General features: G+C 72.0%; 25 protein-coding genes. 17 read left to right on the forward strand and 8 right to left on the reverse strand.

Translation table 11 applies throughout. The features are described from left to right. The first annotated feature begins 45 nt into the window (after positions 1-45). Together ACWDZ4_RS10315 and ACWDZ4_RS10320 are read left to right on the forward strand one after the other, a co-directional pair. Entirely contained in the window at positions 46-1,293 is a 1,248-nt protein-coding gene (locus tag ACWDZ4_RS10315) for a hypothetical protein (protein ID WP_451507977.1), read from the forward strand. Between the two features lie 88 nt (positions 1,294-1,381). Beyond that, positions 1,382-2,536, forward strand: a complete 1,155-nt coding sequence (locus ACWDZ4_RS10320) for a glycosyltransferase family 4 protein (RefSeq protein ID WP_451507978.1) — start codon at positions 1,382-1,384, stop codon at positions 2,534-2,536. Between the two features lie 77 nt (positions 2,537-2,613). Here the strand turns inward: ACWDZ4_RS10320 and ACWDZ4_RS10325 are convergent, their stop codons facing one another. After that, on the reverse strand, positions 2,614-4,410 hold the full coding sequence (locus ACWDZ4_RS10325; RefSeq protein WP_451507979.1) for an AMP-dependent synthetase/ligase: 1,797 nt from the start codon (positions 4,408-4,410) through the stop codon (positions 2,614-2,616). A 289-nt stretch (positions 4,411-4,699) separates the two neighbouring features. Between ACWDZ4_RS10325 and ACWDZ4_RS10330 the strand changes: the two genes are divergently transcribed. The 6 genes from ACWDZ4_RS10330 (at position 4,700) to ACWDZ4_RS10355 (ending at position 9,732) form a co-directional block, all read left to right on the forward strand. Then, a complete protein-coding gene (locus ACWDZ4_RS10330; protein WP_451508037.1) occupies positions 4,700-5,449 on the forward strand; it encodes a metallophosphoesterase family protein in 750 nt (249 codons plus the stop codon). Between the two features lie 106 nt (positions 5,450-5,555). After that, positions 5,556-6,011, forward strand: coding sequence for an SRPBCC family protein (locus tag ACWDZ4_RS10335; RefSeq protein ID WP_451507980.1), 456 nt, complete (start codon positions 5,556-5,558; stop codon positions 6,009-6,011). An 8-nt stretch (positions 6,012-6,019) separates the two neighbouring features. Then, on the forward strand, positions 6,020-7,294 hold the full coding sequence (locus ACWDZ4_RS10340) for an ArsA family ATPase (RefSeq protein ID WP_451507981.1): 1,275 nt from the start codon (positions 6,020-6,022) through the stop codon (positions 7,292-7,294). Between the two features lie 81 nt (positions 7,295-7,375). Beyond that, complete coding sequence (locus tag ACWDZ4_RS10345; protein WP_451507982.1) at positions 7,376-7,864, forward strand: DUF5304 domain-containing protein; 489 nt, start codon at positions 7,376-7,378, stop codon at positions 7,862-7,864. Between the two features lie 55 nt (positions 7,865-7,919). Then, on the forward strand, positions 7,920-8,861 hold the full coding sequence (locus ACWDZ4_RS10350) for an ROK family glucokinase (RefSeq protein WP_451507983.1): 942 nt from the start codon (positions 7,920-7,922) through the stop codon (positions 8,859-8,861). An 88-nt stretch (positions 8,862-8,949) separates the two neighbouring features. Then, positions 8,950-9,732 carry an endonuclease/exonuclease/phosphatase family protein gene (locus ACWDZ4_RS10355; protein ID WP_451507984.1) on the forward strand — a complete coding sequence of 261 codons (783 nt, stop codon included), beginning with the start codon at positions 8,950-8,952 and terminating at the stop codon, positions 9,730-9,732. A gap of 45 nt (positions 9,733-9,777) precedes the next feature. Here the strand turns inward: ACWDZ4_RS10355 and ACWDZ4_RS10360 are convergent, their stop codons facing one another. Together ACWDZ4_RS10360 and ACWDZ4_RS10365 are read right to left on the reverse strand one after the other, a co-directional pair. Beyond that, the gene (locus ACWDZ4_RS10360; protein ID WP_451507985.1) at positions 9,778-10,548 is read right to left on the reverse strand and encodes a hypothetical protein; all 771 of its coding nucleotides are present in this window, start codon (positions 10,546-10,548) and stop codon (positions 9,778-9,780) included. Then, the gene (locus ACWDZ4_RS10365; protein ID WP_451507986.1) at positions 10,541-11,320 is read right to left on the reverse strand and encodes an alpha/beta hydrolase; all 780 of its coding nucleotides are present in this window, start codon (positions 11,318-11,320) and stop codon (positions 10,541-10,543) included. Before ACWDZ4_RS10365 ends, ACWDZ4_RS10360 begins: the two co-directional genes overlap by 8 nt. Before the next feature lie 169 nt (positions 11,321-11,489). Here ACWDZ4_RS10365 and ACWDZ4_RS10370 point away from each other — a divergent pair, with 169 nt between their 5' ends. From ACWDZ4_RS10370 to ACWDZ4_RS10390, 5 genes are all read left to right on the forward strand, one after another. Continuing rightward, the gene (locus ACWDZ4_RS10370) at positions 11,490-12,218 is read left to right on the forward strand and encodes a lysophospholipid acyltransferase family protein (RefSeq protein ID WP_451507987.1); all 729 of its coding nucleotides are present in this window, start codon (positions 11,490-11,492) and stop codon (positions 12,216-12,218) included. Positions 12,219-12,236: 18 nt separating this feature from the next. Then, the gene (macS, locus tag ACWDZ4_RS10375; protein ID WP_451507988.1) at positions 12,237-13,493 is read left to right on the forward strand and encodes a MacS family sensor histidine kinase; all 1,257 of its coding nucleotides are present in this window, start codon (positions 12,237-12,239) and stop codon (positions 13,491-13,493) included. After that, positions 13,490-14,170, forward strand: a complete 681-nt coding sequence (locus tag ACWDZ4_RS10380) for a response regulator (protein WP_451507989.1) — start codon at positions 13,490-13,492, stop codon at positions 14,168-14,170. The genes macS and ACWDZ4_RS10380 overlap by 4 nt, the downstream gene beginning before the upstream one ends. Positions 14,171-14,309: 139 nt before the next feature. Then, positions 14,310-15,338 (forward strand): 6-phosphofructokinase, encoded by a 1,029-nt coding sequence (locus ACWDZ4_RS10385; protein WP_451507990.1) that lies wholly within the window; start codon positions 14,310-14,312, stop codon positions 15,336-15,338. Between the two features lie 93 nt (positions 15,339-15,431). Continuing rightward, complete coding sequence (locus tag ACWDZ4_RS10390) at positions 15,432-16,439, forward strand: 2-hydroxyacid dehydrogenase (protein WP_451507991.1); 1,008 nt, start codon at positions 15,432-15,434, stop codon at positions 16,437-16,439. Here the strand turns inward: ACWDZ4_RS10390 and ACWDZ4_RS10395 are convergent. From ACWDZ4_RS10395 to ACWDZ4_RS10405, 3 genes are all read right to left on the reverse strand, one after another. Next, positions 16,379-18,289, reverse strand: a complete 1,911-nt coding sequence (locus tag ACWDZ4_RS10395) for an anthranilate synthase family protein (protein ID WP_451507992.1) — start codon at positions 18,287-18,289, stop codon at positions 16,379-16,381. The two genes, ACWDZ4_RS10390 and ACWDZ4_RS10395, sit on opposite strands and share 61 nt — an antisense overlap. Positions 18,290-18,382: 93 nt before the next feature. Beyond that, complete coding sequence (locus tag ACWDZ4_RS10400) at positions 18,383-18,475, reverse strand: trp operon leader peptide (protein ID WP_451507993.1); 93 nt, start codon at positions 18,473-18,475, stop codon at positions 18,383-18,385. Between the two features lie 18 nt (positions 18,476-18,493). Further along, positions 18,494-19,129, reverse strand: a complete 636-nt coding sequence (locus ACWDZ4_RS10405; protein ID WP_451507994.1) for a TetR/AcrR family transcriptional regulator — start codon at positions 19,127-19,129, stop codon at positions 18,494-18,496. A gap of 51 nt (positions 19,130-19,180) precedes the next feature. Here ACWDZ4_RS10405 and ACWDZ4_RS10410 point away from each other — a divergent pair, with 51 nt between their 5' ends. The 3 genes from ACWDZ4_RS10410 to ACWDZ4_RS10420 all read left to right on the forward strand — a co-directional run bounded on the left by ACWDZ4_RS10410 (position 19,181) and on the right by ACWDZ4_RS10420 (position 21,900). Then, positions 19,181-20,110: a DUF2867 domain-containing protein gene (locus tag ACWDZ4_RS10410; RefSeq protein WP_451507995.1), complete on the forward strand. Its 930-nt coding sequence runs from the start codon at positions 19,181-19,183 to the stop codon at positions 20,108-20,110. A gap of 18 nt (positions 20,111-20,128) precedes the next feature. Further along, positions 20,129-21,481 (forward strand): class II 3-deoxy-7-phosphoheptulonate synthase, encoded by a 1,353-nt coding sequence (locus ACWDZ4_RS10415; RefSeq protein WP_451507996.1) that lies wholly within the window; start codon positions 20,129-20,131, stop codon positions 21,479-21,481. Positions 21,482-21,627: 146 nt separating this feature from the next. Further along, the gene (locus ACWDZ4_RS10420) at positions 21,628-21,900 is read left to right on the forward strand and encodes a (2Fe-2S)-binding protein (protein WP_451507997.1); all 273 of its coding nucleotides are present in this window, start codon (positions 21,628-21,630) and stop codon (positions 21,898-21,900) included. A gap of 13 nt (positions 21,901-21,913) precedes the next feature. Here the strand turns inward: ACWDZ4_RS10420 and bfr are convergent, their stop codons facing one another. Then, positions 21,914-22,393, reverse strand: a complete 480-nt coding sequence (gene bfr, locus ACWDZ4_RS10425; RefSeq protein WP_451507998.1) for a bacterioferritin — start codon at positions 22,391-22,393, stop codon at positions 21,914-21,916. 155 nt (positions 22,394-22,548) lie between these two features. On the opposite strand from bfr, the gene ACWDZ4_RS10430 reads away from it, so the two are divergent. Continuing rightward, positions 22,549-23,181 carry a sulfite oxidase-like oxidoreductase gene (locus ACWDZ4_RS10430; protein WP_451507999.1) on the forward strand — a complete coding sequence of 211 codons (633 nt, stop codon included), beginning with the start codon at positions 22,549-22,551 and terminating at the stop codon, positions 23,179-23,181. A gap of 37 nt (positions 23,182-23,218) precedes the next feature. Here the strand turns inward: ACWDZ4_RS10430 and ACWDZ4_RS10435 are convergent, their stop codons facing one another. Beyond that, entirely contained in the window at positions 23,219-23,728 is a 510-nt protein-coding gene (locus ACWDZ4_RS10435; protein WP_451508000.1) for a DUF4396 domain-containing protein, read from the reverse strand. Positions 23,729-23,754: the final 26 nt, after the last annotated feature.

Consider the following 23,754-nt stretch of genomic DNA (forward strand, 5'->3'; position numbering starts at 1 on the left):
CCGGGCCCGGCCCGGCCGCGCGCCGGGGCCCGTACGATCGGCCGGGTGGCAGAACGGCGGCGCGGGACTCGGCGGCAGCGGTGGGCGGGGCCCGTCGCGCTCCTCGCCGCGCTCCTGCTCGTGCCCGGGTGCGCGCCCCCGGGGAAGCCGGCGGACACCGCGGCCCGGGACGTCCAGCGGACGCTGGACCGCAGGGCTGCGGCCGTCGTCGACCGTGACGAGAGCGCGTATCTCGCCGTCCTCGACCCGGCGGCGGCGAGCCTGCGGGCGGCGGAGCGCAGGGAGTTCGCGAACCTCGCGCAGGTGCCGCTGCGCTCCTGGGAGTACCGGCTGACCGGCCTCGACCGTACGAGCGCGGGACGCGCCACCGCCGAGGTCGAGCTGCGCTACCGGTTCGACGGGTACGACGAGGCGCCCATGAAAGCGGCCGGGCGGCTGGACCTGGTCCGGCGCGACGGGCGCTGGTACGTCGCCGCCGAGCTCCCGGACCGCGGCGGTGGGCGTCAGCTCTGGGAGCAGGGCGAGGTCACCGTCGTACGCGGCGCACACAGCCTGGTCCTCGGCGCGGGCCAGGACGAGCGGCGGCTGCGCGCCGTGGCGGACGCCGCCGACCGCGCGGTGCCGGCGGCGGACCGGGCCTGGCCGGGCCGGTGGGCGCGGCGCCTGGTGGTCCTGGTACCCCCCTCGCTCGGCTCCATGGGCTCGCTGCTCGGCGCTCCGGCGGCCGGGTACCGGGGCATCGCGGCCGTCACCACCGGGGAGACGGGCGGCTCGGGCGCCGCTCCCGCGGACCGGGTGATCGTCAATCCCGAGGCGTACGCGCTGCTCGGCGACTTCGGGCAGCAGATCGTCCTCACCCACGAGGCCGCCCATGTCGCCACCCGTGCCGACACCTCGGCCGCCACCCCGATGTGGCTCTCGGAGGGCTTCGCCGACTGGGCGGCGTACCGGGGGACCGGACGCACCGCGAGCGAGGCCGCCCCGGAACTCCGGCGGGCGGTGCGGAAGAAGGACCTGCCCGCCGCGCTCCCGACGGACCAGGAGTTCGGCTTCGGCGCGGATGCGGACACGGACGCGGACACGCTGGCGCGCTCGTACGAGGGCGGCTGGCTGGCCTGTGCGCTGATCGCGCGGGAGTGGGGCGAGGAGAGGCTGACGGCCTTCTACCGGGCGGTCGGCGGGCACGGGCAGCGCGAGGGCGCGGTCGAGAAGGCGATGCACGAGGTGCTGGGCACGACCCCGGAGGACTTCAGGGTGCGGTGGCGCGCGTACGTGCGGGAGCGGCTCGCGTAGCCGGGGCGGGCGGGGGGAGGGGCTCCGCAGGGCGCGGTGCCCGGCCTGTCGCGCCGGCGGGCCGGGCCGTTCGGTACTGTCGGCGGCGATGCACAAGACCTTGATCGTGACCAACGACTTCCCGCCCCGCCCCGGCGGCATCCAGGCGTTCCTGCACAACATGGCACTGCGCCTGGACCCCGAGCAGCTCGTCGTCTACGCCTCCACCTGGAAGCGCGGCAGCGAGGGCGCGGCGGCCACCGCGGCCTTCGACGCCGAGCAGCCGTTCACCGTCGTACGCGACCGGACGACGATGCTGCTGCCGACGCCGCGCGTCACCCGGCGCGCGGCCGGGCTGCTGCGCGAACACGGCTGTACGTCCGTGTGGTTCGGGGCGGCCGCGCCGCTCGGACTGATGGCTCCCGCCCTGCGCAGGGCGGGAGCGGAGCGGATCGTCGCCACCACGCACGGCCACGAGGCGGGCTGGGCCCAGCTGCCCGCCTCCCGGCAGCTGCTGCGCAGGATCGGCGAGGGCACGGACACGATCACCTATCTCGGCGAGTACACCCGCTCGCGGATCGCGGCCGCGCTCACGCCGCAGGCCGCCGCGCGCATGGTCCAGCTGCCGCCCGGCGTCGACGAGAAGACCTTCCACCCCGGCTCCGGCGGCGACGCGGTCCGTGAGCGGCTCGGGCTCGCCGGCCGGCCCGTGGTGGTGTGCGTGTCCCGCCTGGTGCCGCGCAAGGGCCAGGACACGCTGATCCTGGCGATGCCCCGGATCCTGCGTGAGGTGCCGGACGCGGTGCTGCTGATCGTCGGCGGCGGACCGTACGCCGAGGAGCTGAGGGAACTGGCCGCCGGGACGGGCGTCGCGGACTCCGTGCGCTTCACGGGGCCCGTGCCCTGGGCGGAGCTGCCGGCGCACTTCGGCGCCGGTGACGTCTTCGCGATGCCGTGCCGTACGCGCCGGGGCGGGCTCGACGTCGAAGGGCTCGGCATCGTCTATCTGGAGGCGTCGGCGACCGGACTGCCGGTGGTGGCGGGCGACTCGGGCGGGGCGCCCGACGCCGTACTCGACGGGGAGACCGGGTGGGTGGTGCGCGGCGGGCCGGCCGACGTCGCCGCCGACGAGTCGGCCGACCGGATTGTCCCGCTGCTCAAGGACCCGGAACTGCGGCGTCGGATGGGGGAGCGGGGCCGGGAGTGGGTCGAGGAGAAGTGGCGCTGGGACCTGCTCGCGGAGAAGCTCAAGACGCTGCTCTGACGCCCGCACGGGCCTGGCGGGGAAGCGGAGCGGCCCCCCGGTCCGTCCGGGGGGCCGCTGCCGTGCACAGGAACCGGTCAGCCCCGGTAGAGCGCCTCGATCTCGTCGGCGAAGTCCTTCGCCACCACATTGCGCTTCAGCTTGAGCGACGGCGTGATGTGACCGGCCTCTTCGGTGAACTGGGACGCCAGCACGCGGAACTTGCGCACCGACTCCGCCTTCGACACCGCCGCGTTGCCGTCGTCGACCGCCTGCTGGACGACCGCGAGCAGCTCGGGGTCCTCGCGCAGCGCCGACGCGGTCGAACCGGCCGGTTTGCCGTTCTCGGCGGCCCAGCGGCCGAGGAACTCCTCGTCGAGGGTGACCAGCGCGCCCACGAACGGCCGCCCGTCACCCACCACCATGCACTCCGCGACCAGCGCGTGCGCCCGGATGCGGTCCTCGATCACCGCGGGGGCGACGTTCTTGCCGCCCGCCGTGACGATGATCTCCTTCTTGCGGCCGGTGATCGCGAGGTAGCCGTCCTCGTCCAGCGTGCCGATGTCGCCGGTGTGGAACCAGCCGTCGGTCAGCGCCTCGACAGTGGCGCTCTCGTTGTTCCAGTAGCCGGAGAAGAGGTGCTCGCCGTGGAGCAGCACCTCGCCGTCGTCCGCTATGCGCACGACCGAACCCGGCAGCGGCTGGCCGACCGTACCGATCTTCTGCCGGTTCCACGGGTTGAAGGCGGTGGCCGCGCACGACTCCGTCAGGCCGTAGCCCTCCAGGACGGTGAAGCCGATGCCGCGGAAGAAGTGGCCGAGACGCTCGCCCAGCGGGGCGCCGCCGGAGATCGCGTACTCGCCGCGGCCGCCGAGCACCGCGCGCAGCTTGCTGTAGACCAGCTTGTCGAAGACCTTGTGCTTGAGCTTCAGGCCGAAGGACGGGCCCTGCGGGGTGCCGATCGCGCGGCTGTAGGCGATCGCGGTGTCCGCGGCCTTGTCGAAGATCTTGCCCTTGCCGTCCGCCTGCGCCTTGGCGCGCGCCGAGTTGTAGACCTTCTCGAAGACGCGCGGCACACCGAGGACCATCGTCGGCCGGAAGGAGGCGAGTTCGTCGGTGAGGTTCTTGATGTCCGGTACGCAGCCGAGCTTGATCGGCGCCATCACCGACGCCACCTCGACCAGCCGGCCGAAGACGTGCGCGGCCGGCAGGAAGAGCAGGACGGAGCACTCGCCCGTACGGAACAGCGGCTTCAGGCGCTCGACGACGTTGCCGCACTCCGCGAAGAAGCTGCGGTGCGTGAGTACGCAGCCCTTGGGGCGGCCGGTGGTGCCGGAGGTGTAGACGATCGTGGCCGGGTCGTCCGCCTTGGCGCTCGCGCTGCGCTCGTCGACCGTCTCGTCCGTGACCCCGGCGCCCGAGGCGCACAGGCCCTCCACGGCGCCCTCGTCGATCTGCCAGACGTGCTCCAGGGCGGGCAGCCGGTCGCGTACGGACTCGACGGCGGCGGCGTGCGCCCCGCTCTCGACGATCACGGCGACCGCGCCGGAGTCGCCCAGGATCCACTGCACCTGCTCGGCGGAGCTGGTCTCGTACACCGGCACGGTCACCGCGCCCGCGCTCCAGATCGCGAAGTCCAGCTGCACCCACTCGTAGCGGGTGCGGGACATCAGGGCGACCCGGTCGCCCGGCCTCACGCCGGCCGCGATCAGGCCCTTGGCGGCGGCGCGGACCTCGGCGAGGAACTCGGTGGCGCTGACGTCGGTCCAGGCGCCCCCGGTCTTGCGGCTCATGACCGCCACGTCCGGGTGCTGCGTGGCGTTGCGGCGGATGAGATCTGTCAGGTTGCCGTCCGAGGGGACCTCGTACAGGGCCGGAAGGCTGAACTCGCGCAAGACTGCTGCTCCTCATCGGGCGCCGGCGCCACGTCGGTGTGCGCGTCGGCTGCGGTCCAAGACCGGGCAGGTGCTCAGTGGGGTGAGCACGTTTGGACTGCCCGGACGTTACCCACCAGTATCCGGTTCCCGATAGGGGGGTAAGGCCAGATGTTCGCTGCGTCACACGCTGTGGCGGTGCTCCGCGCAGACTAGTCCAATCCGGCGGCAACCCGGAAGTAACCGCAGGTCCGACCCCCTCTACCCAGTCCCGGGCGGGCGTCCTAGGGTGATCGTCATGCGAGTCCATGTGGTCAGCGACGTACACGGGAACGCCAGGGACCTGGCCAGGGCGGGAGACGGCGCCGACGCGCTCGTCTGCCTCGGTGACCTGGTGCTCTTCCTCGACTACGCCGATCACTCGCGCGGTATCTTCCCCGACCTGTTCGGCACGGAGAACGCGGACCTGATCGTCGCGCTGCGCACCGCCCGCCGCTTCGAGGAGGCCCGCGAGCTCGGCCGCAGGCTGTGGGCGGGCATCGACCGGGCGGCCGCCACCGAAGAGGCGGTGCGTAAGCAGTACGCCGAACTCTTCGCGGCGTTCCCCGCCCCGACGTACGCCACCTACGGCAATGTCGACATGCCGCAGCTGTGGTCCGAGTACGCCCGGCCCGGCACCACCGTCCTCGACGGCGAGCGCGTCGAGATCGGCGGCCGCGTCTTCGGCTTCGTCGGCGGCGGCCTCAGGACGCCGATGCGCACGCCCTACGAGATCGACGACGAGGAGTACGCCGCCAAGGTCGAGGCGCTGGGCGAGGTGGACGTGCTGTGCTCGCACATCCCGCCCGAGGTCCCCGAGCTCGTGTACGACACCGTCGCCCGCCGGTTCGAGCGCGGCAGCCGGGCCCTGCTCGACGCGATCCGCCGTACCCGCCCCCGGTACGCGCTCTTCGGCCACGTCCACCAGCCGCTGGCCCGGCGCATGCGCGTCGGCGTGACGGAATGCGTGAACGTCGGTCACTTCGCGTCCACCGGCCGCCCCTGGGCGCTGGAGTGGTGAGCCCGCAGCGGTGACGGGCCCCCCGGCCGGTCGCGGTAGCCTTCACGCGGACATGCCCCCGAAATCCCTGCCCCCTGACCGGAACCGCACTGGAGGAGCCACAGCGATGGCGGAACACACCAGCTCGAGCATCACGATCGAGGCGGCGCCGGCCGACGTGATGGGCGTGATCGCCGACTTCGCCCGCTACCCCGAGTGGACCGGCGAGGTGAAGGAGGCCGAGGTCCTGGCCACCGACGCCGAGGGCCGCGCCGAGCGGGTGCGCCTGCTCCTGGACGCCGGCGCGATCAAGGACGACCACACCCTCGCGTACACCTGGACCGGTGGCGACGAGGTCAGCTGGACGCTGGTCAAGTCCCAGATGCTGCGCGCCCTGGACGGTTCGTACCGCCTCGCCCCGCTGGACGGCGGCCGCACCGAGGTCACCTACCGGCTGACCGTCGACGTCAAGATCCCGATGCTCGGCATGATCAAGCGCAAGGCCGAGAAGGTCATCATCGACCGCGCCCTGGCCGGTCTGAAGAAGCGCGTCGAGAGCCACCCGAGCCAGCCGAAGGGCTGATGTCCTGCATGCGTACGGTCCTCGTCACCGGCACCGGCGGCGCGGGCCGCACCACCATCGCCGCGGCGACCGCCCTCGCGGCGGCACGCGGCGGGGACAGGCTCTCCCCCGCTCGAACGCGGCCGAGAGCCGGGGGAAAAGTCCTCGTCCTCTCCACCGACGCGACGGACACCCTGGGCGCGGCCCTGGGCACGGCGACCGGCCCCGCGCCCGTCGAGGCGGCCCCGGGGCTCTGGGCCGCCCGGCTCGACTCCGGCGCCCACTTCCGCGCGGAGCTCCTGGCGCTCCAGGAGCGCGCGGCCGCCATGCTCGATCTGCTCGGCGCGAACCGGCTGGCCGCCGAGGAACTGACCGAACTCCCGGGCGGCGAGCAGTTCGCCCTCCTGCGCGCCCTGCGGGCCTGTGCCGAGGCCGGTGACGGCGCCGAGGGCCCCGGGGGCCTTTCGGGAACGTACGACCTGGTGGTGGTCGACCTGCCGCCCCTGCCCTCGGCCCTCGCCGTCCTCGCGCTCCCCGAACAGCTGCGCCGCTACCTGCGCCGGCTGCTGCCGCCCGAGCGGCAGGCGGCCCGCGCGCTGCGGCCCATGCTCGCCCAGCTCGCCGGTGTCCCGATGCCCGCGCAGTGGCTGTACGAGACGGCCGCCCGCTGGGACGCGGAACTGGCCGCCGTCCAGGCCCTGCTCGACGCCCCCGGCACGACGGTGCGGCTGGTCGCCGAGCCCGGGCCCGCCGGAGCCGACGCCCTGCGCACCGCCCGCACCGGACTGGCCCTCTTCGGCCTCGGCGCCGAGGCGGTCACGGCGAACCGGACCCTGCCGCAGGACTCCCCGGACACCTGGCTCGCGACGCTCGCCGCCCAGCAGCAGAAGTGCCTGGCCGAGTGGTACGACCGGTGGCGGCCCGTGGCACCGGTCCACGAGGTGCGCCACCTCGGCCGTGACCCGCGCGGCCTCGACGACCTCGACGCGCTGGCCGGGGACGGGGCGCTCGCGGTCGGGCCGGGGCGCGAGGGCGCGGACGAGCCCTGGCCCGTGGAGGACCGGCGCGCCGACGGCGACGGCGGGGTCCTCGTATGGCACCTGCCGCTGCCCGGCGCCGTGAAGGAAGAGATCGGCCTGGTCCGCCGGGGCGACGAACTCGTCCTCGACGCGGGCCCGTTCCGCCGGATCCTGCCGCTGCCCCCCGCCCTGCGCCGCTGCGACGTCTCGGGCGCGGGCCTGGCGGACGGCGTGCTGAAGGTGCGGTTCACCCCGGACCCCCGGCTGTGGCCGCAGACCGAGTGAACCGCCTGCCGCCGTTCGGGTAACGTCAGTGGTACGAGGCGTACGTACGGTACGAACCGCCCCCTGCCGCAGGAGTCCGCCATGAGCGATGCCACCGAGGGTCCCTCCCCCGAGCCCGCCGAGGCCCCTGACGCCGACGCGTGGGCGAAGGCGTGCGCCGAGGACCTCGCCGCCGAGAGGGCCCGCCGCCGCGCCCAGGACGGCGGGGCGCAGCCGGGGTCCGCCGCCGAGGAGCTGCGCAAGCTCGTCGACGCCGTCGCCGACAAGGTCGCCTCCCTCCAGTCGGTCCTGCCCGGCATGGCCGCGCAGGGCGCCGTCAGCCAGCTCATCGACCAGGCGAAGTCCGCCGTCGAGCCGGTCATCGAGCGCAACCCGGAGGTCTTCGACCACCTGGCCGCGGCCGGCAACGAGCTGCTCGCCGCCTACCGCTCCGCCGTCCAGGGCCAGGAGAGCCGCTGGACCCGCGGCCCGTCGCAGCCGACGGGGCGCGAGAAGGACGGCGCCGGGGGCGCCGACGGCGAGGACGGCCCCGAAGGCCCCTCGTCGAGCACTCACATCGACCTGGACTGAGCTGCGCCTCGGGTACGGTTGCCCTAGCGGGGCTCGACCGAAAACTGAGGGACACATGGGACTCACCATCGGCGTCGACATCGGCGGCACGAAGATCGCGGCAGGCGTGGTCGACGAAGAGGGCGCCATTCTCGACACCCACAAGGTGTCCACGCCGTCGACTGCCGAAGGCATCGTCGACGCGATCTGCGCGGCCGTATCGGAGGCGGGCAAGGGCCACCAGATCGAGGCGGTCGGCATCGGCGCCGCCGGGTACGTGGACGACAAGCGCGCCACCGTTCTCTTCGCGCCGAACATCGACTGGCGGCACGAGCCGCTGAAGGACAAGGTCGAGCAGCGCGTCGGTCTGCCGGTCGTCGTCGAGAACGACGCGAACGCGGCGGCCTGGGGCGAGTACAAGTTCGGTGCCGGCCAGGGCCACGAGGACGTCATCTGCATCACCCTGGGCACCGGTCTCGGCGGCGGCATCATCATCGGCAACAAGCTGCGCCGGGGACGCTTCGGCGTGGCCGCCGAGTTCGGTCACGTCCGGGTCGTCCCCGACGGCCTGCTGTGCGGCTGCGGCAACCAGGGCTGCTGGGAGCAGTACGCGTCCGGGCGGGCCCTCGTCAGGTACGCCAGGCAGCGCGCCAACGCCACTCCCGAGAACGCCCGGATCCTCCTCGCCCTGGGCGACGGCACGGTCGAGGGCATCGAGGGCAAGCACGTCAGCGAGGCCGCCCGGCAGGGCTGCCCGGTGGCCGTCGACTCCTTCCGCGAGCTCGCCCGCTGGGCGGGCGCGGGCCTGGCCGACCTGGCCTCGCTCTTCGACCCGTCGGCGTTCATCGTCGGCGGCGGTGTCTCGGACGAGGGCGAGCTCGTCCTCGACCCGATCCGCAAGTCCTTCCGGCGCTGGCTCATCGGCGGCCAGTGGCGTCCGCACGCGCAGGTGCTCGCGGCGCAGCTGGGCGGCAAGGCCGGCCTCGTCGGGGCGGCGGACCTGGCCCGCCAGGGCTGACGCCCGCACGCACGTGCCGCCCGTACGCGGGCGGGGTGCCCGCTGTGCCCTCTTGGGGCGCGGCGGGCATTTCCGTATCTTGATCCGCATGGCGACGAGTACGACCGCGACGAGCACGCTGCCCGCTTCCCGTACCGAGCCGGACGGTTCGGCCGTGATCCGTGTCCTCAGCTACAACATCCGCTCCATGCGCGACGACCGCGAGGCGCTGGCCCGGGTGATCGGCGCCTGTGAGCCCGACCTCGTCCTTGTGCAGGAGGCTCCGAGGTTCTTCCGCTGGCGCAAGCGCGCGGCGTGGCTCGCCGCCCACAGCGGTCTGGTGGTGCTCGGCGGCGGAGCCACCGCTTCGGGGCCGCTGCTGCTGTGCTCGCTGCGCGTGACGGTGGAGCGTACGGAGGACGTACTGCTGCCGCGTACGCCGGGGCTGCACCAGCGGGGGTTCGCGACGGCGGTGGTACGGATCGGGGGCGCCAGGTTCGGCGTACTGAGCTGCCACCTCAGCCTCCAGCGCGAGGAGCGGTACGCGCAGGGCGGGATGCTGCTCGACCGCGTCGAGGAGATGGGCGTGGAGCACGCGGTCGTGGGCGGCGACCTCAACGACCGGCCGGACGGGCGGACTTTCCGCCGGCTGGCGGGTGAGCTCCAGGACTGCTGGGCGGTGAAGCCGTGGGGCGGGGAATTCACCTCGACCCCGGAGAACCCGCACCAGCGCATCGACGCGGTCTTCGCGACACCGGGGATCGAGGTCCTGGGCTGCGGCGTCCCGTCGGGTCTTGCGGAGGCGGACGTGCGGGCGGCCACGGACCACCTCCCGGTGCTGGCGGCGCTGCGGGTTCCGGCTGCCCCCGACGGCCGGACGGGCTCGAACTGAGCCCGTCCGGCCGTCGGGTACCGAGGCCGGGGCCGGGGAAAGCCCCTAAACGACCGCGCCGCGGCCGGGGTCGTCGCCGTCCTCGTCGTCGCCGTGCGCCATCCGCGCCACCAGCGTGGCGAAACCGCCGAGGAAGCCGCCTACGCCGAGTGTCGTCAGCCACCACGTCATGTCCCACCGGAACAGCACGGCGCCGAGCAGCAGCAGCGGGCCGCCGAGGACCGCGAGCCAGGCGAACTTGGCCGTGGTGTCGGCGGGCGGCAGCGGGGGCGGCTCCGGCGGGACGAAGTGGCCCTCGTCGCTCTCGTCGAGGTCGTCCTCGCCCGGCTCCGCCAAGGAGTAGTTGCGCGGGCCGCCGACGCCGGGGGCGAAGACGACGGAACTGCCGAGCGGTCTGTCCGGGGCCGGATCCGGATCCGCGTCCTCCTGCTCGGCCCCCGCACCGGCCTCCGCACCGGCCCCGGTACCGGCTCCCGCACGGACCCCCGCACCCGCCCCGTCCTCAGGGCCCTTCCCCAGCGGCTTCTCCGGCCGGTCGGCGCCGGTGCCGTTGAGGTCGCCCTCCGGCAGGAAGAGGTCCTCGATCGGCTTGAACGGCTTCGCACCCGGCGGATCCGGCGGCTCCTCGCCGTACCCGGCGACGATCGCGGCCCACACCGCGTCCTCGTCGACGGGGGTCCCTGCGGATGCCCCGGCGGGCGTCCCGGCGGGCGTCCCGGCGGGCGTCCCGGTGGTGGGCGCCTCGGCCGACCCCGCCGTCTCGTCCGGCTCCCGCTCCTCCTCGCGGCCCGCAGGCTCCGCGTCGTGCTCAGCCACCGGTGGTGCTCCCCTTCTTCCCGACACTCGGAGCGAGGCGGCCGATGAACGCGTGGCTCTCGTCGAAGATCCGCTCCGCGTCATGGTCCAACGTCGCGACGTGGTAGCTCTGTTCCAGCAGGATCTCGGTGACGTCCGTCGACGAGACCCGGCTGAGGATGCGGGCCGAGTCGGCCGCCGGCACCACATGGTCCTGCGGGCTGTGCAGGAGCAGCAGCGGCTGGGTCACCTGCGGCAGCTCGGAGTCGACGGTCCGGAAGAAGTTCCGCACGGAGTGGGCCGCGTGCAGCGGAACGCGGTCGTAACCGATCTCCTCCGCCCCCGCCTTGGCGATGTCGTTGCGCAGCCCCTTCGTCGTACGTACGAGATGGCGGGTCACCGGCAGCGTGTACGCCGACAGGCCGTGCACCTTGTTCGCCGGGTTGACCACGGCTATTCCGCTGATCGCGTCCCCGTGCTTCGCGGCCAGGCGCAGGGCCAGGGCCCCGCCCATGGAGAGCCCGAAGACGAAGACCTGGCCGCACTGCCGGCTCAGCACGCGCAGTTCGCGGTCGACCTCCGCGTACCAGTCCTGCCAGCCCGTGAGCTGCATGTCCTCCCAGCGGGTGCCGTGACCGGGCAGCAGCGGAAGGGAGACGGTCAGTCCGCGCTCGGCCAGGTGGCCGGCCCAGGGGCGCAACGACTGCGGGGAACCGGTGAAGCCGTGGCAGAGGAGGACGCCGACCTCTCCGCCCTCGTGGCGGAACGGTTCGGCTCCAGGGAGGACCGGCACCGGGGTCTCCTGTTCATGGGTCGTGGACGGCGAAGGGGGGTGCGCAAGATGTACTTCACCGTACGCGACCGGACCGACACCGACCAGGTCCGTCGGGCGGCCTTGTGCGGGGGAGCGCAGGCCCGGCACCGGTTATGGTCTTGTCGACAGACACAGGGAAGGCACTCGGTTGATCTACGGCGCAATGAAGCTCTCCATCGGAGGGCCACTGAAGGCTGCCTTCAGGCCCTGGGTGGAGGGCCTGGAGAACATCCCCGCCGAGGGCCCTGCCATCCTCGCGAGCAACCACCTGTCCTTCTCGGACTCCTTCTTCCTGCCCGCCGTCCTCGACCGCAAGGTCACCTTCATCGCCAAGGCCGAGTACTTCACCTCGCCCGGTGTGAAGGGGAAGCTCACCGCCGCCTTCTTCAAGGGCGTCGGCCAGCTGCCCGTGGACCGCTCGGGCGGGCGCGGCGCGGGCGAGGCGGCGATCAAGGCCGGCATCGAGGTCATCAGGGGCGGCGGCCTCTTCGGCATCTACCCCGAGGGCACCCGCTCGCCCGACGGCCGTCTCTACCGCGGCAAACCGGGCGGCCTCGCGCGCGTGGCGCTCGCCACCGGCGCTCCCGTGATCCCGGTCGCGATGATCGACACCGAGAAGATCCAGCCGCCCGGCAAGGTCATGCCCAAGCTGATGCGGCCGGGCATCAGGATCGGCAGGCCGCTGGACTTCAGCCGCTATCACGGGATGGACGGCGACCGGTTCATTCTGCGGTCGGTGACCGACGAGGTCATGTACGAGATCATGAAGCTCTCCGGCCAGGAGTACGTCGACATCTACGCGACGGCGGCGAAGCGCCGGATCGCCGACGCGGAGAAGGCCGCCAGAGCGGAGAAGGCGGGACAGGACGGCGCGTAACTGCGTCCGTCCGGGGGGATGGGGATGATGGCCAAGGCCCAGCGCGAGCGGGTCGTACGCATGTCGGTCGAGCAGCCGCTGTGGCGTGCGCTCACCGCCTACCGCGTCCTGACGATGCTCTACGCGGTGCTTCTCGCCGGGTTCACCCGGGAGAAGTTCGAGCGTCCGTGGGTGGCCGTCGCCTTCCTCGCGGTGATGTCCCTCTGGACCCTCGTCACGCTCCCCAAGGTGGCGAACGCCGCGAGCTGCACCAAGCGCTTCCTCGGCGTCGACCTCGCCGTCGCCCTGACCGGCATCCTGCTCACCCCGCTCGCCGACTTCCACGCGCAGCAGGTCGACGGCTCGACCCTGCCGTCGATATGGACCGCGGGTTCCGTCCTCGCGTTCGCCATCAAGGGCGGCTGGCGCTGGGCGGCCTTCGCCTCCTCCTTCGTCGCCGTCGCCAACATCGTCGAGCGCGGCCACCCCAGCCGGGACACCCTCCACAACGTCCTGCTGGTGTGGGTCGCCTCCATCGCGATCGGTTACGTCGTCGAGGTCGCCCGCGCCTCCGAGCGCACCCTCGCCCGCGCCCTGGAGATCGAGGCCGCGACCCGCGAGCGCGAGCGCCTCGCCCGCGACATCCACGACAGCGTGCTCCAGGTCCTCGCCATGGTGCAGCGGCGCGGCGCGGCCCTCGGCGGTGAGGCGGCCGAACTGGGCAGGATGGCCGGGGAGCAGGAGATCGCCCTGCGCACCCTGGTCTCCAGCGGCCTCGTGCCGGCGACGCGCACCTCGGAGGACGCCGCGCAGGGCGCGGTGGTCCGCACGGTCGAGGTGGACGACGACGGGGGCGGGGAGGGCGGGGACGGCGGTACGGGCGACGGGCGCCCCTGCGATCTGCGTTCCCTGCTCGCCCCGTACGCCGGTTCCAGGGTCAGCTTCGCCGAGCCCGGCGCCCCGGTCCTGCTGGAAGCGGCGGCGGCCCGGGAGCTCGCGGCCGCTGTCGGTGCCGCACTGGACAATGTCCGCAGGCACGCGGGGGAAGACGCCCGGGCCTGGATCCTGGTCGAGGACTGGCCGCAGGAAGTGATCGTGACGGTGCGGGACGACGGTCCCGGCATCCCCGAGGGCAGGCTCGCGCAGGCCGAGGGGGAGGGGCGCCTCGGTGTCGCCCTGTCGATCCGCGGGCGGCTGCGGGACATCGGGGGCACCGCCGAGCTGATCTCGGTGCCGGGGCAGGGCACGGAAGTAGAACTGAAGGTCCCACGGGGGAAGGCAGGACAGGCGCGATGAGCGAAGAGCGGCAGCAGACGATCAGGGTGATGGTGGTCGACGACCACCCGATGTGGCGGGACGCGGTCGCCCGCGACCTCGAAGCCGCGGGATTCGACGTGGTCGCCACGGCGGGCGACGGACCGCAGGCGGTGCGCCGCGCCCAGGCCGTCGGGCCCCAGGTCCTCGTCCTCGACCTCAATCTCCCCGGCATGCCCGGCGTCCAGGTCTGCAAGGAGCTCGTCGGCGCCGACCCGTCGCTGCGGGTCCTCGTGCTGTCCGCGAGCGGCGAGCACGCCGACGTACTGGAAGCGGTGAAGTCCGGTGCGACGGGCTACCTGCTGAAGTCCGCGGGGCCCGACGAGCTCATCGACGCGGTACGGCGCACGGCCGCCGGCGATCCGGTCTTCACCCCGGGCCTGGCGGGCCTGGTCCTCGGGGAGTACCGCCGGCTGGCTTCCGACCCGGCGCCCGCGGCCTCGTCGAACGAGCCGAAGGTGCCGCAGCTCACCGACCGCGAGACCGAGGTGCTGCGGCTGGTCGCCAAAGGGCTCTCGTACAAGCAGATCGCCGAGCGCCTGGTGATCTCGCACCGCACCGTCCAGAACCACGTGCAGAACACCCTCGGCAAGCTCCAGCTGCACAACCGCGTGGAGCTCGTCCGCTACGCGATCGAACGCGGCCTCGACGACGCCTAGCGCGATCGATGCGCCCGGTGTGCCCAGTGCGCCCGCCCGTGCGACCCCGAATTGTCCCTCCGCCCCGTGTCGCTGTGACCTGGGTCACCACTAGCGTGGCCGCACACGGCACAGCCGAATGTGGCGAAGGGACAATTCCATGCGGGTCGGAGTACTGACCGGGGGAGGCGACTGCCCCGGGCTCAACGCGGTCATCCGCGCCGTCGTACGCAAGGGCGTGCAGGAGTACGGGTACGAGTTCACCGGCTTCCGCGACGGCTGGCGCGGACCGCTCGAAGGCGACACCGTACGGCTCGACATCCCGGCCGTCCGCGGCATCCTGCCCCGCGGCGGCACCATCCTCGGCTCCTCGCGCACCAATCCGCTCCAGGCCGAGAACGGCATCCGCCGGGTGAAGGAGAACCTCGCCGAGCTGGGGGTCGACTCGCTCGTCGTGATAGGCGGCGAAGACACCCTCGGCGTGGCCACCCGCCTGTCCGACGAGTACGGCGTCCCGTGCGTCGGCGTACCGAAAACCATCGACAACGACCTGTCCGCCACCGACTACACCTTCGGCTTCGACACCGCCGTCGGCATAGCGACCGAGGCGATCGACCGCCTCCACACCACCGCCGAATCGCACATGCGCGTCCTCGTCGTCGAGGTGATGGGCCGCCACGCCGGCTGGATCGCCCTGCACTCGGGTCTGGCGGGCGGCGCGAACGTCATCCTCATCCCCGAGCAGCGCTTCGACATCGAGCGGGTCTGCGACTGGGTCACCTCCCGCTTCAAGGCGTCGTACGCCCCGATCGTCGTCGTCGCGGAGGGCGCGACGCCCAGGGACGGCGAGATGATCCTCAAGGACGGCACGCTCGACTCCTTCGGGCACGTGCGGCTCTCGGGCGTCGGCGAGTGGCTGGCCAAGGAGATCGAGAAGCGCACCGGCAAGGAGGCCAGGACGACGGTCCTCGGCCATGTCCAGCGCGGCGGTACGCCCAGCGCCTTCGACCGGTGGCTGGCGACGCGGTTCGGACTGCACGCGATCGAAGCCGTACGGGACGGTGATTTCGGCACGATGGTCGCGCTCCGCGGAACGGACATCGTGCGGGTGCCGATGAGGGAGGCGACGGCGCGGCTCAAGACGGTCGACCCGGAGCTCTACGCCGAGGTCGGGGTCTTCTTCGGCTGAGCGGGGCGAAGACGTGGGCCGTATATTCGCGGCATCCGCGTTGTGCGTGCGGTACGGCCCATATCTCCGCTTCCGCCCCTCCAGGGAGACATCGTGGAAATCCTGGCATTCGGTGTGCAGTCCGACGAGAAACCACTGATCGAGAACGCCTTCGCCGGTCACCACGAGATCCGCTGTCTCGATGTCTTCCTCAGCGAGGACACCGCCCCCATCGCCGCCGGCCACGAGATCATCAGCACCAGCGTCAACGCCGACCTGGGGGCGCGTGTCCTGCGCGCGCTCGCCGACGGCGGAACGAGGATGATCGCCCAGCGTTCCACCGGTTTCAACAACATCGACCTCGACGTCGCCGGGCGGCTCGGCCTGACGGTCGCCCGCGTCTCGTACTACTCGCCGTACTCCGTCGCCGAGTTCGCCTGGACCCTCGCGATGGCCGTCAACCGCCGCATCGTGCGCGCCGCCGGACGCACCCGCGACTTCGACTTCCGCCTCGACGGGCTCCTCGGCCGTGACATGCGCGGCCGTACGGCCGGTGTCCTCGGCACCGGCAGGATCGGCGAGGCGTTCACCCGCATCGCCCACGGCTTCGGCATGAACCTGCTCGGCTGGGACGTCGTGCAGAACCCCGCCTGCGTCGGGCTGGGCATGGAGTACGTCGACAAGGACCGCCTCCTCGCCGAGTCCGACCTGGTCAGCCTGCACCTGCCGCTGATGCCCGCCACGCACCGTCTCATCGGCGCCGACGAACTGCGCGCCATGAAGGACGACGCGATCCTCGTGAACTCGAGCCGCGGTGGTCTCGTCGACACCGCGGCTCTCGTCCGTGAACTGCGCCTGGGCCGCTTCACCGGCGTGGGGCTCGACGTGTACGAGGCGGAGGCCGGGCTCTTCTTCCTGGACAAGTCCCTGGAAGTCGTCGACGACGACACCCTGGCCCGGCTCGTCACCCTCCCGAACGTCCTGGTCACCTCGCACCAGGCGTACTACACCGCCGACGCGGTCGGCCAGATCGTCGAGGCCACGCTCGGGAACGTCCTCGACTACACGGCGGGCCGCCGCAGCGAGAACGTCCTGGTCCCGGCGGAGCCGGCCGTGAGCTGACCGAGCAGTCCGCCCACGATCGCCGTGCCCCGCAGCGTCAGCACCGACTCCGGGTGGAACTGCACGCCCGCGAAGCCCGGCCCGCGCAGGGCGTGCACCTCGCCGGTGGCCGGGTCGCGGCTGACCTCGACGCCGTGCGCGGTCAGCTCCGCCGCCTCGTCCTCGCCGCAGCGGGCGACGAAGCTGTTGTAGAAACCGACGGTCTCCGGTCGCCCGAAGAGATCGATCCGGGTCTGCGCCCCCTGGTACGGCACCCGCTTGCGTACGGTCTCCAGGCCCAGCTCGGCCGCCAGCAGCTCGTGCCCCAGGCAGACCCCGAGCAGCCCGTGCCGGTGCCCGTGCACCAGTTCCACCGTGAGTCCGCGCAGGAACCGCATCTTGGGGTCGTCCGCGTCGGAGGGGTCCCCGGGCCCGGGGCCGAGCACCACGGGGCCCTCGTGCGCGAGCGCGGCCTCCCGCAGGCCCGGCTCGTCGTACCGCCGTACGGACACGTCGAGCCCGGACGAGCGCAGCAGATGCGCGAGCATCGCCGTGAAGGTGTCCTCCGCGTCGATCACCAGCGCGTGCCCGGCCAGGGACGCCGTGCGCTCCTGCATCCGCAGCCAGAACGGCGCGAGGGACGCGCGCCGCGCGTCGAGCGCCTCCCGTACGCGCGGATCGTCCGCGAGCTTCGGCCCCGCGCCCTCGCGCTCCGGCCTCGCGGGACGCACCCCCAGCGCCGCCAGCACCCCCGCCGCCTTGGCATGGGTCTCGGCGACCTCGCTGTGCGGGTCCGAGTCGCGCACCAGCGTCGCCCCGACCGGCACCCGCAGCCGGCCGTCCGGTGCGATGTCGGCGGTGCGGATCAGGATCGGCGAGTCCAGGGTCTGGGCGCCGCCCGCGTCACGGCCGACGAGGGCCAGTGCGCCCGCGTAGTAGCCGCGGCCTCCGGTCTCGTAGCGCTCGATCACGCGGCAGGCGTTCTGCACCGGCGACCCGGTGACGGTCGCCGCGAACATCGTCTCCTTCAGCACCTCGCGCACGTCGAGGGACGTCCGGCCCCGCAGCTCGTACTCGGTGTGTGCGAGATGGGCCATCTCCTTGAGCCGCGGGCCGACGACGACCCCGCCCATGTCACCCACCGTGCACATCATCTTGAGCTCCTCGTCGACGACCATCGAGAGCTCGGCCGTCTCCTTGCCGTCGTCGAGGAAGTCCAGCAGCCCCTCGGTGCTCGGGCCCTGGGCCGGGTAGCGGTAGGTGCCGCTGATCGGGTTCATCACGACGGTCCCGCCGCTCATCCGGACGTGCACCTCGGGGCTCGCGCCGACCAGCGTGCGCTCCCCGGTGTGCACGACGAACGTCCAGTACGCCCCCCGCTCACCGGCGAGCAGCCGCCGGAACAGCGCCAGCGCGTCGGCGCGCGAGAAGCCGGGGACGCTGCCCTCGAAGGTCCGGCGGATGACGAAGTTCGCGCCCTCGCCGCGCCCGATCTCGTCCTCGACGACCCGCCGCACGATCCCGGCGTACTCCTCGTCCGCGATGTCGAAGGCCCCGCCCTCGACGCGGACGTCGTGCGCGGGGAGCTGCGCCAGCACGTCGCCGAGCGGCAGCGCGTACGTCTCGGCGGCGACCAGCACGCTCAGGGGTGTCCCGTCGTCGCGCACGTCGAACCCGCGCTCCCTGATCTGCCGGAACGGCACCAGCGCGAGCGCGGGCAGGTCGTCGGCGCCGGCCGGGATGTCGGCCAGGCGCGCGGCCTCGTGGACGTCCCCGATCAGCAGCTCGACGGTGTCGTGGTCACGGCCCGGCGTCCGCCGGCGCAGGAGGGCGAAGGGGCGGGTGTCGTCGAGGAGAGTGCTGATGAGCATCGGTGGTGTTCCTTCCGGTGGAGAGGAACAGCCCCTGGAAACACCAAAGGCCGCCCCTCGGGCGGCCTTCGCGATTCAGTGCGCGCGATGTGTTCAGTGGGCCGCCGGATGAGCGGTCCACCACCAGTTCTGAGTCGTCTGCGCGAACATGCTCCGCACCCTAGCGGACCCCGGGGCCGGTGTCATGCGTGTCTCACGAGTCGATCACACGTCACCGGGGCATCGGCCTCCCGATGGGTCCGGCCGCAGGCGCATCAGCGCGTCGAGCGCCGATTCGAGGTACGAGCCGAGTTCGTCGCCCTCGGGCAGTACGGAAGGGGCGGCGTGCCCCAGCTGGCTGTGTCCCAGGTAGACGCTGTACGCGAGCAGCCCCCGGCGGCGGGCCTCCGGCTCGGAAAAGCCGAGATCGGCGAAGAGCCCGGCCACGTACTCGACGCGGCGCTCGGTCACGCGCTTCAGGGCCGCCGCGACCTGCGGGTGCGAGGCGGTGGCGAGCAGGGAGACCTCCAGTGGGTCGTCGATGGCCGACACGGTGGCCTCGGTGAAGAGCCTGCGGATGCGGGAGGCCGGGTCGGGCTCGGTGTCGATCTCGGTGATGGCCGCCTCGGTCGCGGTCTCGGCCCAGCGGGCGAGCGCGGCCTCGATGAGCGCCTCGCGGTTGGTGAAGTGCCAGTAGAAGCTGCCCTTGGTCGTGCCGAGCCGGGCGGCGAGCGGTTCCACGGCGACCGCCGCGAGGCCGCCCTCACCGATCGCGGTGAGCGCGGCGTCCGCCCAGTCCCGCGCGCTCAGCCGGGCCTTCTTCTCCTTCTTGTCCTGCTTCTTGTCCTGCCGTTGTGCCATGTCCGTACGGTACCGTATGGTGCTCCATACGCCAGCGTATGGAGGTTCGTCATGAGTGCGATCCGCGATGTCCACGAGCGCACCGTCGAGGCCCCCGCGGAGGTGGTCGGGCCGCTGCTCGACCGCCTTGCCGCGGCGGACGACCCGGTCTTTCCCACACCGGCCTGGGAGCCCATGCGCTTCGACGGCCCGCTCGCGGTCGGGGCCGCCGGTGGCCACGGTCCGGTCCGCTACAGCGTCTCGGCGTACGAACCGGGCCGCCGGGTCCGCTTCACGTTCGCGCCGCCCGACAACGGGTTCCACGAGATGACGGTGGAGCCGCTCGGGCCCGGGCGCTGCGTCGTGCGGCACGTACTGGAGCAGGACCAGCGGGGCGCCCGGCTCCTGCTGTGGCTCGCGGTCGTGAAAGCGGTCCACGGCACGGTGGTCGAGGAGTGCTTCGACAACATCGAGCGGGCGGCGGCCGGCGGGGTGGAGCGCCCCGTGCGGTGGTCGGCGTGGGTGCGGCTGCTCCACCGGCTGAACTGGGCCAGAGCGGCGGCCGTGGACATTCCGGAGCGTGCCGGGCTGATCCGTACCGCTCTCGACCGCCCGGTGTACCAGGACGCCTACCGGATGGAACTGCTGCCCGGAATGCCGCGCGATCCGGACGCCTGGACGGGCATTCTGCGGGACGCCTTCCCTGTCGTGGCACGCGAGGGCGGCGAGTTGCTGATGAACGTCGACACGGCGGGCGTCCGGGCGCGGGCGTCCATCCTGGTCGACGACCGGTACGTGACGCTGAGCACGGTGGCCGGGGCCGACACCACGCGCGGCCGCCTCTACTGGGGCGTCGTACGCAGGGTGCATCCCTTCATGGCCCGCCTCATGCTGCGCCGCACCCACCGCGGCCTGGCGCTCGCCGCGCCGAGCGCGGGGGAGCGGTCCCTGGCCGAAAGTGCTGTCTCATCTGGTGGGCCAGAGCATGGACTGGGGGGCTGACCCCGTAATGTTGTCAGGGTGACCGTGAACGCTAAGACCACCCCTGAGGGTGGCAACACCTGGCGAGACCTTCCCGCGGCGCAGCAGCCCGAGTACCCCGATGCCGAGGCTCTGCGCGATGTGATCGCGGACCTCGAGTCGTATCCGCCGCTCGTCTTCGCGGGCGAGTGCGACCAGCTGCGCGCCCGACTGGGAGCCGTCGCCAAGGGCGAGGCGTTCCTGTTGCAGGGCGGCGACTGCGCCGAGGCATTCGACGGCGTATCCGCCGACCACATCCGAAACAAGCTCAAGACCCTTCTCCAGATGGGCGCGGTTCTGACGTACGCCGCCTCCGTGCCCGTCGTGAAGGTGGGCCGGATCGCCGGCCAGTACTCCAAGCCGCGCTCCAAGAACACCGAGACCCGCGACGGCGTCACCCTGCCGACCTACCGCGGCGACTCCGTCAACGGCTTCGAGTTCACCGAGAAGGCCCGGATCCCGGACCCCGAGCGGCTGAAGCGGATGTACCACGCGTCCGCCTCGACGCTGAACCTCGTGCGCGCCTTCACCACCGGCGGTTACGCGGACCTGCGCCAGGTGCACGCCTGGAACCAGGACTTCGTGAAGTCCTCCCCCTCCGGGCAGCGCTACGAGCAGCTCGCCCGCGAGATCGACAACGCGCTGAACTTCATGAAGGCGGCCGGGACCGACCCCGCGGAGTTCCGCACGGTCGAGTTCTACGCCTCGCACGAAGCGCTGCTCATGGACTACGAGACCGCCCTGACCAGGGTCGACTCGCGTACGGGCCACCTGTACGACGTATCGGGCCACATGCTGTGGATCGGTGAGCGCACCCGCCAGCTCGACGGCGCGCACATCGAGTTCGCCTCGAAGATCCGCAACCCGATCGGCGTGAAGCTCGGCCCGGCGACCACGGTCGACGAGGCCCTGAGCTACGTCGACAAGCTCGACCCGGACCGCGAGCCCGGCCGGCTCACCTTCGTCGTCCGCATGGGTGCCGACAAGGTCCGCGACAAGCTCCCCGAGCTGGTCGAGAAGGTCACGGCGTCCGGCGCGGCCGTGGCGTGGGTGACCGACCCGATGCACGGCAACACCTACGAGGCCGCCTCCGGGCACAAGACGCGTCGCTTCGACGACGTACTCGACGAGGTCAAGGGCTTCTTCGAGGTGCACAAGGCCCTCGGTACGCACCCGGGCGGCATCCACGTCGAGCTGACCGGTGACGATGTCACCGAGTGCGTGGGCGGCGGCGACGAGATCTTCGTCGACGACCTGCACCAGCGCTACGAGACGGCCTGCGACCCGCGGCTCAACCGCAGCCAGTCGCTGGACCTGGCGTTCCTGGTCGCCGAGATGTACCGCGATCAGTAGGCCGTAGGAGCACGGAACGGCTGTGGGGCGCGGATCGAATGTGATCCGCGCCCCACAGCCGTAACCGGGGCTTTTGCGTGCGGGGGACGGCGGGTAAGGTTAGGTTGGCCTTACCGATTAGCCGTCCCCCTCGCCCGTGTCAGGAGGTGTGCCGCGTGTTCGTCTGTTCCTGCTTCGGCGTAACGGATCGGCAGATCAAGGAGCACGCTGCCGCCGGTGCCTGCACACCGCGCCAGATCGCGTCGGTCAGCAAAGCGGGAACGGACTGCGGCTCCTGCGTACGCACGATCCAGGGGCTTCTCGGCCGCGGCGGATGCCCGCGCCGCGCGCTGATCGAACAGGGCGGGACGGCGCTGGACGCGGCGGCACTCGCCGACCCGTCGCCCCTCGCCGGGACACGCCTCTCCGAAGCGGCCTGATCGGCTCGCCCGGTCAGCTCTCCGGCTGCTCGATCAGCTGGGCGATGTAGAGCGCCTCACCGAGCTTCTCGACCAGCTCCAGCTGGGTGTCGAGATAGTCGATGTGGTGCTCCTCGTCCTTGAGGATGTCCTCGAAGATGTTCGCCGACGTGACATCGCCCTTGGCCCGCATGACCTCGATGCCGCGCTTGAGGCGGTCGATCGCCTCGACCTCGATCTGCCGGTCGGCCTGGAACATCTCGGTGACGGTCTGCCCCACCCGTACGTGGAAAAGCCGCTGGTAATTCGGCAGGCCGTCCAGGAAGAGAATCCGGTCGGTCAGTGTCTCCGCGTGCCTCATCTCGTCGAACGACTCGGCCCGGGTGTACTTGGCGAGCTTCGTCCAGCCGAAGTTGTCCTGCATCTTGGCGTGCAGGAAGTACTGGTTGATGGCGGTCAGCTCGGCAGTCAGCTGCTCGTTGAGGAATTCGATGACCTCGGGGTCGCCCTGCATCGCAGAGGCTCCTTCCAGGCGTGGTACTGGGCAGTTTCCGCGCATCCTCGCACCACGGGTGGGAGGCGTCCAGTAAGTGCAGGCTTATCAGGAGTTGCCCCGAATATGGTCAGACCTGGTCATGACCACCTCTTGCAGTCTGTCACCATGGAGTCATGGGTCAGCCGGAAAGCCGGGAACATCACGAATCAGCGCAGCCCGAACTTCCGCCGGGACAGCGACTGCAGCGTGGCTGGCCGGTCACCCACTACGGTCCCGTACCCAAGTTCAAGCCGGACCGCTGGGAGTTCAGGGTTTTCGGCGCCACGGCGGACGGCGACAAGCGCTGCTGGAACCACGAGGAATTCTCGGCGCTCCCGTTCGCCACGGTCGAGGCCGATCTGCACTGCGTCACGAAATTCAGCATGCTCAGGGCCGAATGGGGTGGCGTACTCGCTCGTAAGCTCGTCGAACTCGCGCCCCCCGCGCCGAGTGTCACGCACGTCATGGTCTGGGCCGAGTACGGCTTCAGCGCCAACCTGCGGCTCGCCGACTTCACTTCCGACCGGACCATCTTCGCCACCCACAAGGGCGGTGAACTGCTGACCGCCGAGCACGGATTTCCGCTGCGCCTGGTCGTACCGCACCTGTACGCCTGGAAGGGGCCCAAGTGGGTCCGGGGCGTCGAGTACATGACGGCGGACCGCCGCGGTTTCTGGGAGGAGCGCGGCTACCACAACGTCGGCGACCCCTGGCGTGAGCAGCGGTACTCCTACCAGGAGGAGCCGGGGGACGGCCCCGAGCTGTAGGGCCCGGCGGGCCGTGCCCGTCCCCTCCGGCCTCCGGTCAGTGGCGGTACGGGTGGACCACCGCGTGGCCCTTGCCGCGGCCGATCATCCACTTGTTGACGGGTGTGGTGATGAGGAAAGCGGCGAAGAGGGCGAAGGCGAGTACGCCCCAGAACATTCCGTCGGTGAGGTGTGCGTCCATCGCGCCGGGCCACAGCGCGAGCACGCCGTTGTCGATCAGCTCCATCACCGCGATGGAGAGGGTGTCGGCGGCGAGGGCGACCCGGAAGGCGGTCCTGAAGCCGACGCCGGCCTTGAGGACGCCGCGCAGGGTGAGGGCGTAACCGAAGAAGAAGGCCAGGGTGATCGCCAGGATCATCGTCTGCATGTCGCCCCACCCGAGCGCGGTGCCGATGACCATGCCCAGCACCTCACCGATGGCGCAGCCGGTGAGGCAGTGGAGTGTGGCCCGGGCGGCCATGGACCAGCTGACCTTGCCGTGACCGGCGTGGTCTTCGTGACCTGCGTGGCCGTGGTGCATGTGGTGCGTGTGCGTGTCGTGCTGCATGGCGTGCCCCCAAGGTCGGGTAACGA

It is taken from the genome of Streptomyces sp. NPDC003016 (genome assembly GCF_053591455.1).

Coding starts and splice junctions, on each gene's coding strand:
- bfr (WP_451507998.1), bottom strand. CDS start 22,393: ATGCAGGGCGACCCCGAGGTCATCGAATTCCTCAACGAGCAGCTGACT.
- macS (WP_451507988.1), top strand. CDS start 12,237: ATGGGGATGATGGCCAAGGCCCAGCGCGAGCGGGTCGTACGCATGTCG.
- ACWDZ4_RS10355 (WP_451507984.1), top strand. CDS start 8,950: ATGGCGACGAGTACGACCGCGACGAGCACGCTGCCCGCTTCCCGTACC.
- ACWDZ4_RS10345 (WP_451507982.1), top strand. CDS start 7,376: ATGAGCGATGCCACCGAGGGTCCCTCCCCCGAGCCCGCCGAGGCCCCT.
- ACWDZ4_RS10410 (WP_451507995.1), top strand. CDS start 19,181: ATGAGTGCGATCCGCGATGTCCACGAGCGCACCGTCGAGGCCCCCGCG.
- ACWDZ4_RS10405 (WP_451507994.1), bottom strand. CDS start 19,129: ATGGCACAACGGCAGGACAAGAAGCAGGACAAGAAGGAGAAGAAGGCC.
- ACWDZ4_RS10335 (WP_451507980.1), top strand. CDS start 5,556: ATGGCGGAACACACCAGCTCGAGCATCACGATCGAGGCGGCGCCGGCC.
- ACWDZ4_RS10350 (WP_451507983.1), top strand. CDS start 7,920: ATGGGACTCACCATCGGCGTCGACATCGGCGGCACGAAGATCGCGGCA.
- ACWDZ4_RS10400 (WP_451507993.1), bottom strand. CDS start 18,475: ATGACACCGGCCCCGGGGTCCGCTAGGGTGCGGAGCATGTTCGCGCAG.
- ACWDZ4_RS10380 (WP_451507989.1), top strand. CDS start 13,490: ATGAGCGAAGAGCGGCAGCAGACGATCAGGGTGATGGTGGTCGACGAC.
- ACWDZ4_RS10395 (WP_451507992.1), bottom strand. CDS start 18,289: ATGCTCATCAGCACTCTCCTCGACGACACCCGCCCCTTCGCCCTCCTG.
- ACWDZ4_RS10435 (WP_451508000.1), bottom strand. CDS start 23,728: ATGCAGCACGACACGCACACGCACCACATGCACCACGGCCACGCAGGT.
- ACWDZ4_RS10430 (WP_451507999.1), top strand. CDS start 22,549: ATGGGTCAGCCGGAAAGCCGGGAACATCACGAATCAGCGCAGCCCGAA.
- ACWDZ4_RS10385 (WP_451507990.1), top strand. CDS start 14,310: ATGCGGGTCGGAGTACTGACCGGGGGAGGCGACTGCCCCGGGCTCAAC.
- ACWDZ4_RS10320 (WP_451507978.1), top strand. CDS start 1,382: ATGCACAAGACCTTGATCGTGACCAACGACTTCCCGCCCCGCCCCGGC.
- ACWDZ4_RS10340 (WP_451507981.1), top strand. CDS start 6,020: ATGCGTACGGTCCTCGTCACCGGCACCGGCGGCGCGGGCCGCACCACC.